The 13,314-nt window shown below is 61.3% G+C and carries 10 protein-coding genes; all 10 read left to right on the top strand.

Translation table 11 applies throughout. From position 1 onward, the window contains the following. The 10 genes from nuoF (at position 1) to thiC (ending at position 13,280) form a co-directional block, all read left to right on the top strand. Entirely contained in the window at positions 1-1,299 is a 1,299-nt protein-coding gene (gene nuoF / locus QMK32_RS14250; protein ID WP_283475693.1) for an NADH-quinone oxidoreductase subunit NuoF, read from the top strand. Beyond that, positions 1,296-3,686, top strand: a complete 2,391-nt coding sequence (locus tag QMK32_RS14245) for an NADH-quinone oxidoreductase subunit G (RefSeq protein WP_283475692.1) — start codon at positions 1,296-1,298, stop codon at positions 3,684-3,686. Before nuoF ends, QMK32_RS14245 begins: the two co-directional genes overlap by 4 nt. Continuing rightward, on the top strand, positions 3,687-4,934 hold the full coding sequence (gene nuoH, locus QMK32_RS14240; protein ID WP_283475691.1) for an NADH-quinone oxidoreductase subunit NuoH: 1,248 nt from the start codon (positions 3,687-3,689) through the stop codon (positions 4,932-4,934). Then, positions 4,927-5,430: an NADH-quinone oxidoreductase subunit NuoI gene (nuoI, locus tag QMK32_RS14235; protein WP_084348663.1), complete on the top strand. Its 504-nt coding sequence runs from the start codon at positions 4,927-4,929 to the stop codon at positions 5,428-5,430. Before nuoH ends, nuoI begins: the two co-directional genes overlap by 8 nt. Then, positions 5,427-6,146 carry an NADH-quinone oxidoreductase subunit J gene (locus tag QMK32_RS14230; RefSeq protein WP_269303607.1) on the top strand — a complete coding sequence of 240 codons (720 nt, stop codon included), beginning with the start codon at positions 5,427-5,429 and terminating at the stop codon, positions 6,144-6,146. The genes nuoI and QMK32_RS14230 overlap by 4 nt, the downstream gene beginning before the upstream one ends. Next, positions 6,143-6,442 carry an NADH-quinone oxidoreductase subunit NuoK gene (gene nuoK, locus QMK32_RS14225; RefSeq protein WP_088944288.1) on the top strand — a complete coding sequence of 100 codons (300 nt, stop codon included), beginning with the start codon at positions 6,143-6,145 and terminating at the stop codon, positions 6,440-6,442. The genes QMK32_RS14230 and nuoK overlap by 4 nt, the downstream gene beginning before the upstream one ends. Before the next feature lies 1 nt (position 6,443). Continuing rightward, positions 6,444-8,315: an NADH-quinone oxidoreductase subunit L gene (nuoL, locus tag QMK32_RS14220; RefSeq protein ID WP_283475690.1), complete on the top strand. Its 1,872-nt coding sequence runs from the start codon at positions 6,444-6,446 to the stop codon at positions 8,313-8,315. Continuing rightward, entirely contained in the window at positions 8,312-9,835 is a 1,524-nt protein-coding gene (locus tag QMK32_RS14215) for an NADH-quinone oxidoreductase subunit M (RefSeq protein WP_283475689.1), read from the top strand. Before nuoL ends, QMK32_RS14215 begins: the two co-directional genes overlap by 4 nt. Beyond that, positions 9,832-11,439: an NADH-quinone oxidoreductase subunit NuoN gene (gene nuoN / locus QMK32_RS14210; RefSeq protein WP_283475688.1), complete on the top strand. Its 1,608-nt coding sequence runs from the start codon at positions 9,832-9,834 to the stop codon at positions 11,437-11,439. Before QMK32_RS14215 ends, nuoN begins: the two co-directional genes overlap by 4 nt. Positions 11,440-11,603: 164 nt before the next feature. After that, the gene (gene thiC / locus QMK32_RS14205; RefSeq protein ID WP_283475687.1) at positions 11,604-13,280 is read left to right on the top strand and encodes a phosphomethylpyrimidine synthase ThiC; all 1,677 of its coding nucleotides are present in this window, start codon (positions 11,604-11,606) and stop codon (positions 13,278-13,280) included. Positions 13,281-13,314: the final 34 nt, after the last annotated feature.

The raw sequence follows: 13,314 nt of genomic DNA, 5'->3' as shown, positions 1-13,314 counted from the left end.
GTGCCCCTGACTCCGGTTCTGAGCGACTACTGGGACGACCCGCAATCGTGGACCCTGGAAACCTATCTGCGCCACGGCGGCTACGAGGGCCTGCGTCGAGCGCTGTCGATGCCCGAGGACGACGTCATCGCCACTGTCAAGGATTCCGGTCTTCGCGGTCGCGGCGGGGCAGGCTTCCCGACGGGAATGAAGTGGAGTTTCATTCCGCAGGAGGACGGTAAGGCGCACTACCTGGTGGTCAACGCGGACGAGTCGGAGCCCGGCACTTGTAAGGACATGCCGCTGCTCCTGGCGACACCGCAGGTGTTGCTCGAGGGAATCGTCATCGCTTGCTATGCAATTCGGGCGCATCGCGCGTACATCTACCTTCGAGGCGAGGTGGTTCCGGTACTGCGCAGACTTCATGCCGCGGTTGCCGAGGCCTATGCGGCGGGATATCTGGGACGCGACATCCTGGGCAGCGGTTTCGAACTCGAGGTGATCGTGCACGCCGGCGCCGGCGCCTACATCTGCGGCGAGGAGACCGCTCAATTGGACTCGCTCGAAGGCAAACGCGGGCAGCCTCGCCTCCGCCCGCCGTTTCCTGCCGTCGCCGGTCTCTACGCGCGCCCGACTGTGGTGAACAACGTCGAGTCGATCGCCAGTGTCCCCGCTGTCCTACGCAACGGCGTCGACTGGTTTCGGTCGATGGGGACCGAAAAGTCGCCGGGCTTCACCCTCTACTCATTGTCGGGCCACGTCACCCAACCCGGCCAGTACGAGGCTCCACTCGGAATTACGTTGCGCGAGTTGCTCGGTTACGCGGGCGGAGTCCGCGCGGGTCACACCCTGAAGTTTTGGACACCGGGTGGGTCCTCGACACCGATATTCACCGACGAACACCTCGACGTCGCCTTGGACTACGAAGGTGTCGCCGCCGCCGGTTCGATGCTCGGAACCAAAGCGCTGCAGATCTTCGACGAAACCACCTGCGTGGTCCGCGCAGTGAGACGGTGGACCGAGTTCTATGCGCACGAGTCCTGCGGCAAGTGCACGCCATGCCGGGAGGGCACCTACTGGCTGGTCGGGATCTACGCGCGGCTCGAGACCGGGCAGAGCACACTCGCCGACCTCGATACCCTGCTCGACGTCTCCGACAGCATCCTCGGAAAGGCATTCTGTGCGCTCGGGGATGGCGCAGTCAGTCCGATCACTTCCTCGCTGAAGTACTTTCGCGAGGAATACCTCGAACACCTGGGTAAGCCGTGCCCGTTCGACCCACATCGTTCGACCCTGATGGCGGGAGCACTCACCTCATGACCACCACGACGGAGACCGTGACTGTCAGCATCGACGGTATCGAGGTCCGTGTGCCTGCAGGCACATTGGTCATTCGAGCAGCTGAACTGAGCGGAATCCAGATCCCCCGATTCTGCGATCACCCGCTGCTCGAGCCGGTAGGCGCATGCCGTCAGTGTCTCGTCGAGGTGGAAGGTCAACGTAAGTTGCTCGCCTCGTGCACCACTACGGTGACGGAGGGAATGGTGATCCATACCCAGCAGAGCTCGCCCGTAGCCGCCAAGGCACAGCGAGGTGTCATGGAGCTACTACTCATCAATCACCCACTCGATTGCCCGGTCTGCGACAAGGGCGGTGAGTGTCCGCTACAGAACCAGGCGATGTCCGCCGGCCGTTCCGAGTCCCGATTCATCGAGGTCAAACGCACTTTCCAGAAGCCGATACCGTTGTCCTCGCAAGTGCTGCTGGATCGTGAACGGTGTGTGCTGTGCGCACGGTGTACTCGTTTCTCTCAGCAGATAGCCGGGGACCCGTTCATCGAGTTACTCGAGCGCGGTGCGCTCGAGCAGGTCGGAATTTACGAGAACGAACCGTTCGAATCATATTTCTCGGGAAACACCGTTCAGGTGTGTCCCGTCGGAGCGCTCACCGGCACTGCATACCGATTCCGAGCACGCCCCTATGACCTGGTCTCCACGCCCAGCACCTGCGAGCATTGCGCGAGTGGATGCGCCCAGCGCACCGACCACCGTCGCGGAAAAGTATTGCGCCGCTTGGCCGGTGACGATCCGGCAGTGAACGAGGAATGGAACTGCGACAAGGGCCGCTGGGCATTCGCGTACGCAACCGAACGCGACCGACTCACCACTCCCCTGGTTCGAAAAGACAACGGCGCGTTGGAACCGGCGTCGTGGTCGGAGGCTCTGGCAGTGGCTGCTCGTGGCCTGGCCGCGGCCGGCCGTGACGTCGGAGTTCTCGTCGGTGGGCGGGTGACCCACGAAGACGCATACGCCTACTCGAAGTTCACTCGAATTGTGCTCGAAAGCAACAACATCGACTTCCGAGCGCGGACCCATTCGGTGGAAGAAAGCAAATTCCTTGCTGCATGCGTCGCCGGGCGGTCGTTGTCGGTGACGTACGAGGATCTCGAGCATGCGCCTGCAGTTCTCCTGCTCGCCTTCGAACCGGAAGAGGAATCGCCGATCGTATTCCTGCGCTTGCGCAAGGCCGTGCGAACCCGCGGTCAACGAGTGGTATCGATCGCCCCGTATGCGTCCGCAGGCGTGAAAAAGCTTGGCGCCCAGCTGTTACAGTGCGTTCCAGCCGACGAGGTCGGAGTGCTCGCGGCACTGTCGAACCGCGAAGAGATCGACCTCTTCCGGCAGGCCGGCGCAGTCGTGATCGTCGGTGAACGGCTCGCGGGTACACCCGGCGGACTGTCTGCAGCTCTCCGTTTCGCGGAGTCGACGGGCGCGAAACTTGCCTGGATTCCCCGGCGGGCCGGCGATCGCGGCGCTGTCGAGGCCGGCGCGCTGCCGAATCTGCTGCCGGGCGGGCGCCCGGTGATCGATCAGCGGGCTCGGGCAGAGATGGCCGACATGTGGGGCGTGACCGGGCTACCCGATGCCGTCGGACTCGGCTCGAGCGAGCTACTCGACGCAGTATCCACTCGGTCCCTTCGTGCGCTCGTGATAGGCGGCGTCGAAATGTCAGATCTTCCCGACCCAGCCGCAGCTGCCACGGCGCTCGACAATGCCTCGTTCGTCGTCAGTCTCGAAATTCGAGCCAGCGACGTCACCGAGCGTGCCGATGTCGTGTTTCCCGTTGCGACGGTGGCAGAGAAGGCAGGGACATTCCTCGACTGGGAGGGACGGGCGCGGCCGTTCGAGGCGCCGCTGACCGACGTTCGGGCTCTGCCGGACAGTCGGGTTCTCCACGCTCTGGCCGCCGAGATGGGGCTCGACCTCGGCACCCCCGATGTTGCGGCCATCAGAGCCGAGATTGCAGCACTGCCGACGTGGAAGGGTGAGCCGGCCTCCCCGCCGGATCATCACCCTGCACTCGATACGCACCGTACCGCGGGCATCGGTGAAGCGGTCCTGACGACCTGGCGAATGCTCCTCGATTCCGGACGAATGCAGGACGGGGAACCGCACCTGGCGGGTACCGCACGTCGCCCCGTCGTGCGCCTCTCCGTCGGAACTGCGCGGGAGATTTCAGTCGGCGACGGCGATCTCGTCACTGTGCGATCCGAGAGGGGCACGGTCACACTTCCGCTGGCGATCACCGATATGCCCGATCGGGTGGTGTGGGTCCCGATGCGTTCTACCGGATCCCACGTGCACACCCAGTTGGGATCCGGCACCGGAACCGTTGTGCGCATCGAAGCAGCGAACGAGGTGATGTAGGTGATTCCTGGAATCGGACTCGACCCCTGGTGGCTGGTCATCGCCAAAGCGCTGGCCATCTTCGTCTTCCTCATCCTGACACCGTTGATGGCAATTCTCATCGAGCGGAAGGTGATGGCGCGCATGCAGATGCGCGTCGGGCCGAACAGGGTAGGACCTGGCGGCATACTGCAAAGCTTGGCCGACGGTGTGAAGTTGGCCCTCAAGGAAGGGATCGTCCCCAAGGGCGTCGACAAACCGATCTACCTGCTGGCACCGGTCATTGCCGCCGTCCCGGCATTCATGGCTTTCGCGGTCATTCCGTTCGGCCCCGAAGTCTCGATATTCGGCCGACTGACACCGCTACAGCTCACCGACCTACCCGTCGGGGTGCTGTACATCCTGGCCGTCACGTCGGTGGGTGTGTACGGAATCGTGCTGGCCGGATGGTCATCCGGCTCCACGTACCCCCTCCTCGGCGGACTTCGGTCCACCGCTCAGGTCATTTCGTACGAGATTGCGATGGGGTTGTCTTTTACCGCCGTGTTCCTCCATGCGGGCACCATGTCGACGTCGGGAATCGTGGCAGCACAATCGAACACGTGGTACATCTTCTTGCTGTTCCCATCGTTTCTCATCTATCTGACGTCGATGGTCGGCGAAACCAACCGCGCCCCTTTCGATCTTCCCGAAGCCGAAGGTGAGCTGGTGGGCGGCTTCCACACCGAATACTCCTCGCTCAACTTCGCGATGTTCATGCTCGCCGAATACGTCAACATGGTCACTGTGTCGGCTCTCGCGACGACCCTGTTCCTCGGCGGTTGGCATGCGCCCTTCCCGCTGAACCTGTGGGACGGCGCGAATTCCGGTTGGTGGCCCGTGCTGTGGTTCACCCTCAAGGTGTGGGGATTCCTGTTCCTCTTCATCTGGCTCCGCGCGACACTTCCGCGACTTCGATACGACCAATTCATGAATCTGGGCTGGAAGGTCCTGATTCCGGTGTCCCTGGTATGGATCATGCTCGTCGCGACGGTACGAGCTTTGCGGATCGAAGGCTACGGATCGTGGACGGTCACATTGTTCGTCGCAGGCGCAGTAGTTGCCGCCCTCGCCGTCGTCTCTCTTGTGCGCCGACGGCGACGCAAGCCGCCACCGCCGACCGAGGCCGCTGGTACCTCACCGTTCGATCCAATGGCCGGCGGCTTCCCGGTACCACCGATGCCCGGACAGCATCTTCCGACCGATGACAAGGAGCGAAGCGATGCCTGAATTTCTAGGCCCCGTAGCCGGATTCGGCGTGACGTTTGCGACGATGTTCAAAAAGCCGGTCACCGAGTTCTACCCGGAGGAGAAAGTTCCGACCGCGCGCCGCTACCACGGTCGGCATCAACTCAATCGGTACGCCGACGGTCTCGAGAAATGCATCGGTTGTGAACTGTGTGCCTGGGCGTGCCCGGCCGATGCGATATACGTCGAAGGCGCCGACAACACCGAGGAGGAACGATTCTCTCCTGGTGAGCGGTACGGCCAGGTATATCAAATCAACTATCTGCGCTGCATCGGATGCGGGTTGTGCATCGAAGCGTGTCCGACGAGGGCATTGACGATGACCAACGAATACGAACTCGCGGACGACAACAGAGCGGATCTGATCTACGAGAAGGATCGTCTGTTGGCACCGTTGGAGCCTGGAATGGAGCCGGCCCCTCACCCCATGGCGGACAATGCAACGGCCGCGGACTACTACCGCGGCACGATCCAGTGACCACATCGACCGCCGAGGCCGTCCAATTCTGGCTGCTCGGTGGGTTGGCCGTCCTCGGGGCACTCGCGATGGTGTGCGCCTCCAAAGCGGTGTATTCGGCTCTTTTTCTGGCCGTGACGATGATCATCCTTGCCGTCTTCTATATCGCTCAGGGCGCGATCTTTCTCGGTGTCGTTCAAATAGTCGTCTACACCGGCGCCGTCATGATGCTGTTTCTGTTCGTACTGATGCTCGTCGGTGTCGATTCCGCTGACTCGTTGGTCGAGACCCTGACAGGGCAGCGCCCTGCCGCCATAGCTGCAGGAGTCGGGTTCGGTCTCGTACTGATCGGCGCTATCGGCAACGCATCGGTGGAGTCGGGCAGACCCGATTTTCTCGGACTCGACGCAGCCAATTCGGGCGGCAATGTCGAGGGCCTGGCCGAGCTCATCTTCATCCGTTACCTCTGGGCTTTCGAATTGACGGGCGCACTACTGATCATCGCCACGGTCGGGGCGATGGTGCTGGCCCATCGAGAGCACTTTCACCCCCGTAAGGGCCAACGGGCGTTGTCCGAGCAACGATTCCGCGACGGCACGCATGTGACCCCCATGCCCAGCCCCGGTGTGTATGCCAGACACAATGCCGTCGACTGGCCGGCTCGGTTGCCGGACGGATCGCCTTCGGAGCTCTCGATCAACCCGATGCACCGTGGACACCGAGGTGAGGCGCCATGAATCCGGAGAACTACCTGTACCTCGCCGTGTTGCTCTTCACGATCGGCGCTGCGGGAGTACTGCTTCGACGCAACGCAATCGTGGTCTTCATGTGTGTCGAGTTGATGCTCAACGCTGCCAATCTCGCGTTCGTGACCTTCGCTCGCATGCACGGCAATCTCGACGGCCAGGTCTTCGCGTTCTTCACCATGGTTGTTGCAGCTGCTGAAGTCGTCGTGGGGCTCGCGATCATCATGACGATTTTTCGTACTCGCCGATCCGCCTCTGTCGACGACGCGAATCTGCTGAAGTACTGATATGTGGCTACTACCGACCCTCCCGTTACTGGGCGCGGCCATCCTGCTGCTGTGCGGGCGCCGCGGTGACCGATGGGGACATATCTTCGGCACCGCCGTGGCCTCGGCGTCGTTCGTCGTCGGGGTCATCCTCTTCGTGGAGATGCTCGGCCGAAGCGCCGAGGACCGCGCCGTGAGCCAAACTCTGTTCAGGTGGATTCCCGTTGCCGACCTCCAGGTCGATTTCGGTCTGCAACTCGATCAGTTGTCGATGTGTTTCGTATTGCTCATCACGGGAGTGGGTTCGCTCATCCACATCTACGCGATCGGTTACATGCGCGAAGACCCCGATCGTCGACGATTTTTCGCATACCTCAATCTCTTCTTGGCCGCGATGCTCTTGCTGGTCATGGCCGACAACTTCCTCGGCTTGTACGTCGGGTGGGAGGGCGTGGGCCTCGCGTCGTATCTGCTCATCGGATTCTGGCAGTACAAGCCCTCCGCGGCAGCAGCAGCGAAAAAGGCGTTCATCGTCAATCGCGTCGGTGACATCGGATTGATGATCGCGTTGATGATCATGTTCTCAACGTTCGGTGGCGTGTCCTTTTCCGAGGTCCTGACGGGGACAGATACGGCAAGTGAGTCGGTGCTGACCGCACTCGGTTTGGTGCTGCTTCTTGCGGCGTGCGGAAAGTCGGCCCAGGTGCCGCTTCAATCCTGGCTCGGCGACGCCATGGAAGGGCCGACGCCGGTGTCGGCACTCATCCACGCAGCGACGATGGTGACAGCAGGCGTGTATCTGATCATTCGGTCGGGGCCGATCTTCACCGCGGCCCCGACGGCTCAGACCGCGGTCGTCATCGTGGGCGCCGTGACGCTTGTGTTCGGTGCGATCATCGGGTGCGCCAAGGACGACATCAAGAAGGCATTGGCCGCGTCGACGATGAGCCAGATCGGATACATGGTGCTCGCTGCCGGACTGGGCCCGGCCGGATACACCTTCGCGATCATGCTCCTACTCGCACACGGCTTCTTCAAAGCCGGCCTCTTCCTCGGTGCCGGGTCCGTCATGCAGGGTATGAACGACGAGGTCGACATGCGCCGATACGGGGCGCTGCGGAAGTCGATGCCGATCACCTTCGTGACGTTCGGCCTCGGCTACCTCGCCATCATCGGTGTTCCACCTTTCTCCGGCTTCTTCGCCAAGGACAAGATCATCGAGGTCGCCTTCGGTGCAGGTGGCGCGGCCGGCGTCGTGCTCGGCGTCGTCACCCTGTTCGGAGCCGGTCTGACGGCGTTCTACATGACGCGGGTGATGCTGATGACCTTCTTCGGCACTGCGCGGTGGGCCCCCGATGCACACCCACACGAGTCGCCTTCGGTGATGACCGCTCCGATGGTCGTTCTCGCGATCGGGTCGGTCGGCGCGGGGGCACTGTTGACCGTTGGAGGATCGTTGGCGTCATGGTTGGAGCCCGTCTTCGGCGAAGTCGAGGAGTCACACGCACTTCCGGCCTGGCTGGTGACGTCCATGGCGCTTGCTGTCGTCGCGGTCGGAGTACTCGTGGCGTACCTCCGCTATGCACGATCGCCGATACCGGCCACAGCGCCTGAACCGGTCTCGGTGGTGACGACTGCGGCCCGACGGGATCTGTACGGCGACGCCTTCAACGAGGCCGCTCTGATGCGTCCCGGCCAGAAGATCACCCAGGCCGCGAAAGTATTCGACGACACCGCAATCGACGGCGCCACCGTCGCCCTCGGGTCGATCATCGCAGCGGTATCAACCCGAATCCGCCGCGTGCAAACCGGTTTCGTACGTACCTACGCGCTCACGATGTTGCTCGGCACGGCTGTGTTTCTCGCGATGATGGTGGCGGTGATGGTGTGGTGAATTCCTTTCCTTGGTTGACGACATTGTGGGTGTTGCCGATCATCGGTGCAGCAGCTGCGCTTGCCATGCCGAAAGCACGGCCAGGGTGGGCCAAAGTGTCGGCGCTCGTGGCGTCGCTGCTCACACTTGTCGTGGCCGTGGTCGTGGCGGTTCGGTTCGAGCCTGGAGGCGCAAGGTACCAATTCGTCGAATCTCATTCGTGGATCGAGGCATTCGGTGCCCGCTACGAGCTGGGTGTCGATGGCATTGCCGTGGTGTTGATCCTCCTGACCGCGGTTCTGCTGCCTCTGCTTCTGGTTGCCGGGTGGAACGACCCACGGATCGGACGGTCGGCACACCTGTACGTTGCGCTGATTCTCGCTGTCGAATCGATGGTGTTGATGTCGTTCAGTGCCCTCGACATTTTGCTGTTCTACGTCTTTTTCGAGGCGATGCTCATTCCGATGTACTTCCTCATCGGTGGTTTCGGCGGTAAGCACCGCGCATCTGCAGCAGTGAAATTCCTGTTGTACAACCTCCTGGGTGGACTCGTCATGCTCGCGGCCATCGTCGGGTTGTACGTCGGTACAGGCACATTCGGCTTTGAAGAGATAGCTGCTTCCGCGGCAGCCGGCGATCTCGGAATGTCACCTGGACTGCTCAATGCACTGTTCCTCGGCTTCATGTTCGCCTTCGCTGTGAAAGCCCCACTGTGGCCGTTCCATTCGTGGCTGCCGGGAGCCGCAGTCGAATCGACTCCCGCAACGGCGGTGTTGATGATGGCCGTCGTGGACAAAGTCGGAACATTCGGCATGCTCCGATACTGTCTGCAGCTCTTTCCCGATGCGTCGAAGTATTTCGCACCGTTCGTCGTGACGCTGGCAGTGATCGGAATCGTCTACGGCGCAATCCTTGCAATCGCTTCGACGGATGTCATGCGGTTGATCGCCTACACCTCGATATCTCACTTCGGCTTCATCATCCTCGGGATCTTCGCTATGACCAGTCAGGGTCAGACCGGTTCGACGCTCTACATGGTCAATCACGGAATCTCCACTGCCGCACTGTTCCTCGTCGCCGGGTTTCTGGTGTCGCGCCGCGGCACTCGCGCGATCGACAGCTACGGTGGAATCCAGAAAGTCGCACCCGTCCTCGCCGGTACCTTCCTCATTGCCGGTCTGGCTACTCTCTCACTCCCCGGGTTAGCGCCCTTCGTCAGTGAATTCCTCGTGCTGATCGGAACGTTCACCCGCTACCAGGTTGCCGCAGTCGTCGCGACATCAGCGCTCGTTCTGTCGGCCGTCTACATCCTGTGGCTCTATCAACGGATCATGACCGGTCCACTCGAAAAAAAGAACGCAGATGTGCACGACCTCGTTCCACGCGAGCTGGCCGTGATGGTGCCCTTGATAACGCTTCTGATCGTGTTGGGGCTGTACCCGAAACCGATCCTCGACATAATCTCGCCCTCGGTAGCGACGACGGTGACCTCGGTCGAGACCGACGATCTCACCGCTGACGGACAGGCAGGAATCAGATGACCGGCGACGCAGTTGTGGTGGCCCCGAGTATCGAATACAGCCAGCTGGCGCCGATGCTCATCATCTTCGGTGTCGCGGTTCTCGGAGTTCTCGTGGAAGCATTTTTTCCCAGGTCCGCTCGATATCCGGCCCATGTCGCGCTCGCTATCGGTGGTATCGGCGCGGCTCTGGCAGCGGTTGTCGTGCTTGCGTTGTCCTTGGACGGAAGCGATTCCGCCGGAAGCCTTGCCATGATGGGTTCGGTTGTCATCGACCGCCCGGCATTGTTCTTGCAGGGAACGCTGTTGTTGATCGCGATCCCTTCGGTATTACTGATCGCCGAGCGAAGGGTCGAACCGAGCCTGGGCGCCGCACCCAAGAATGCACTACCACGTGCGGATTCGTTTGCGCCACAAGCCTCGACTGTTCCAGGATCCCTTGCCGAGCAGCAAGCAACGCACGCCGGCGTCGCCCAGACCGAAGTGTTCCCGCTGACGATGTTCGCGTTGGGGGGCATGCTGCTGTTCCCAGCTTCGAACGACCTGTTGACCATGTTCGTTGCTCTCGAGGTCTTGTCGTTTCCGCTCTATCTTCTCTGCGGCCTCGCCCGGCGAAGGCGGTTACTGTCGCAGGAAGCGGCAATGAAGTATTTTCTTCTCGGCGCATTCTCTTCGGCCTTCTTCCTGTTCGGATCGGCGTTGCTGTACGGGTACGCCGGCTCCGTCACGCTGGGTGATATCGGTGATGCTGTGTCCTTGGGCACCGGGAACGACGCCCTGGCGGTACTCGGTACCGCACTGGTGGGAGTCGGTCTCCTGTTCAAGATCGGTGCAATTCCTTTTCATTCGTGGATCCCCGACGTCTATCAGGGCGCCCCGACGCCGATCACGGCTTTCATGGCGGCAGCAACGAAGGTCGCCGCGTTCGGCGCTATGACGAGGGTCTTCTACGTAGCGCTACCGGATCTCCGTTCCGAATGGCGACCAGCGCTGTGGGCTGTGGCAATCGCAACGATGCTGATCGGCGCCATCCTGGCCGTGACACAGACCGACATCAAACGCATGCTCGCGTATTCGTCGATTACGCACGCCGGCTTCATTCTGACCGGATTCATCGCCGTCGACGCTGCCGGACTGTCCTCGACGCTGTTCTATCTGTTCGTCTACGGATTCAGCACTGTCGCGGCATTTGCAGTGGTTACAGTTGTCCGGGACGAGTTCGGTGAGGTCGGCGACATCTCACGCTGGGCGGGCTTGGGTAAGCAGTCACCTTTGATCGCTGGGGTCTTCGCACTGTTGTTACTTGCGTTCGCCGGAATTCCGCTGACCAGTGGATTTTTCGGAAAGTTCGCCGTCTTTCAGGCAGCTGCGCAGGGTGGTGCAGCGCCACTCGTCGTGGTCGGTGTCGTGAGCAGCGCCATTGCTGCGGTGTTCTATATCCGCGTGATCGTGCTGATGTTCTTCTCCGAACCGGATTCCACCGATAGCAGCCGAGCGATTGTAGTGACTCCGAGTGTTGCTACAACCCTGACGATCGGAATCGGTGTGGGCGCCACCATCGTCTTCGGCATTGTTCCCGCGCCGCTACTCGACCTAGCGGACCGAGCAGCAGTCTTTCTGAGTTAGAGCTCTAGCGCACCGAAGAGTTTTTCGAGTTCTGCCTATGTAGGCGTAGTCTTTCGGTGGAAACATACAAAGCACGGGGGCTCTCGCGAACCGAGGGCTGAGATGACGGCAGGCGGCCGTCGACCGAATGAACCTGACCGGGTAATGCCGGCGTAGGGAGAACCATGGCTGACGCCGCGAATTCTGTTGCCAGTACTACCATCACCACGGGTCCAATCCGTGGTAGCTCGAAAACCTATCGCCGGATCGAACATCTCCGTGTGCCGGGGCGCCGGGTGCACCTCTCGAACGGTGAACATCACGATCTGTACGACACCTCGGGTCCGTACACCGACGCCCAACCTCATCTCGATCTCGAGGCCGGCCTGCCGAAGATGCGTGACAGTTGGAATCGTCCGGAACCGATAGATGGAGCAAGTACCCAACTCACCTGGGCACGAGCAGGTTTGATCACCGATGAGATGCGCTACATCGCCGAGCGCGAGCAGATGCCCGCTGAATTCGTACGAACCGAGGTCGCGGCAGGCAGAGCAGTAATCCCGGTCAATCATCGACATCCAGAGTCCGAACCGATGATCATCGGCAAGGCATTCACGGTCAAGGTCAATGCCAATATCGGCAACTCCGCAGTCACCTCATCGATAGCCGACGAGGTGGAGAAAATGGTATGGGCTACCAGATGGGGCGCCGACACCATCATGGATCTCTCGACCGGCAAAGATATCCATGCCACTCGGGAGTGGATCATGCGGAACTCACCGGTTCCGGTAGGTACCGTACCCATCTACCAGGCCCTGGAGAAGGTGAACGGTGATCCGGTCGCACTCACATGGAAGCTGTACCGCGACACTATCATCGAACAAGCCGAGCAGGGTGTCGACTACATGACGGTACATGCCGGCGTGTTGCTGCGGTACGTCCCGCTGACGGCCCGTCGTGTCACCGGAATCGTCTCCCGCGGCGGATCCATCATGGCCGCCTGGTGCCTGGCCCACCACGAGGAGTCCTTTCTATACATTCACTTTCGAGAGCTGTGCGAAATTTTCGCCCGCTACGACATCACATTCTCCCTCGGTGACGGATTACGTCCGGGATCGATTGCCGATGCCAATGATGCGGCGCAGTTCGCCGAGCTACGCACTCTTGGCGAACTGACAAAGATCGCCAAATCTTATGGCGTCCAGGTGATGATCGAGGGGCCGGGCCATGTTCCGATGCACAAGATCGTCGAGAATGTCCGGCTGGAGGAGGAACTATGTGAAGAGGCCCCGTTCTACACCCTCGGCCCGCTCGCGACCGATATCGCGCCCGCCTACGACCACATCACCTCCGCGATCGGAGCAGCAATGATCGCGCAAGCCGGCACAGCAATGCTTTGCTACGTCACTCCCAAGGAGCACCTCGGACTGCCGAATCGTGACGACGTGAAAGTCGGGGTGATTACTTACAAGATCGCTGCGCACGCGGCGGATCTGGCGAAAGCCCACCCCAGGGCTCAGGAGCGGGACGACGCACTGTCGAAGGCTCGCTTCGAATTTCGTTGGAACGATCAGTTCAATCTGGCGCTCGACCCGGATACCGCCGTCGCCTACCATGATGAGACCCTGCCCGCAGAGCCGGCGAAGACGGCTCACTTCTGCTCGATGTGTGGACCCAAGTTCTGCTCGATGCGAATCTCGGCAGACGTCCGCGAGTACGCGTTGCAGCACGATCTGGTAACTCAAGACGATATCGACCGAAAGCTGGCCTCCGACATGGCGGTCAAGTCGCAAGAGTTCAAGGATAAGGGAGCAACGCTATATCTGCCACTCTCCGAGATCGACTCGGTCAGGACGGTATAACGGGACCAGCCCGCGGGCACCCCTGGTCCCGATC

The sequence above is a fragment of the Rhodococcus sp. H29-C3 genome (assembly GCF_030063405.1).
Classification (GTDB): Bacteria; Actinomycetota; Actinomycetes; order Mycobacteriales; family Mycobacteriaceae; genus Rhodococcoides.
The sequence above is the reverse complement of the archived record's forward strand: the minus strand, read 5'-3'. Positions and strand labels throughout refer to the sequence as shown.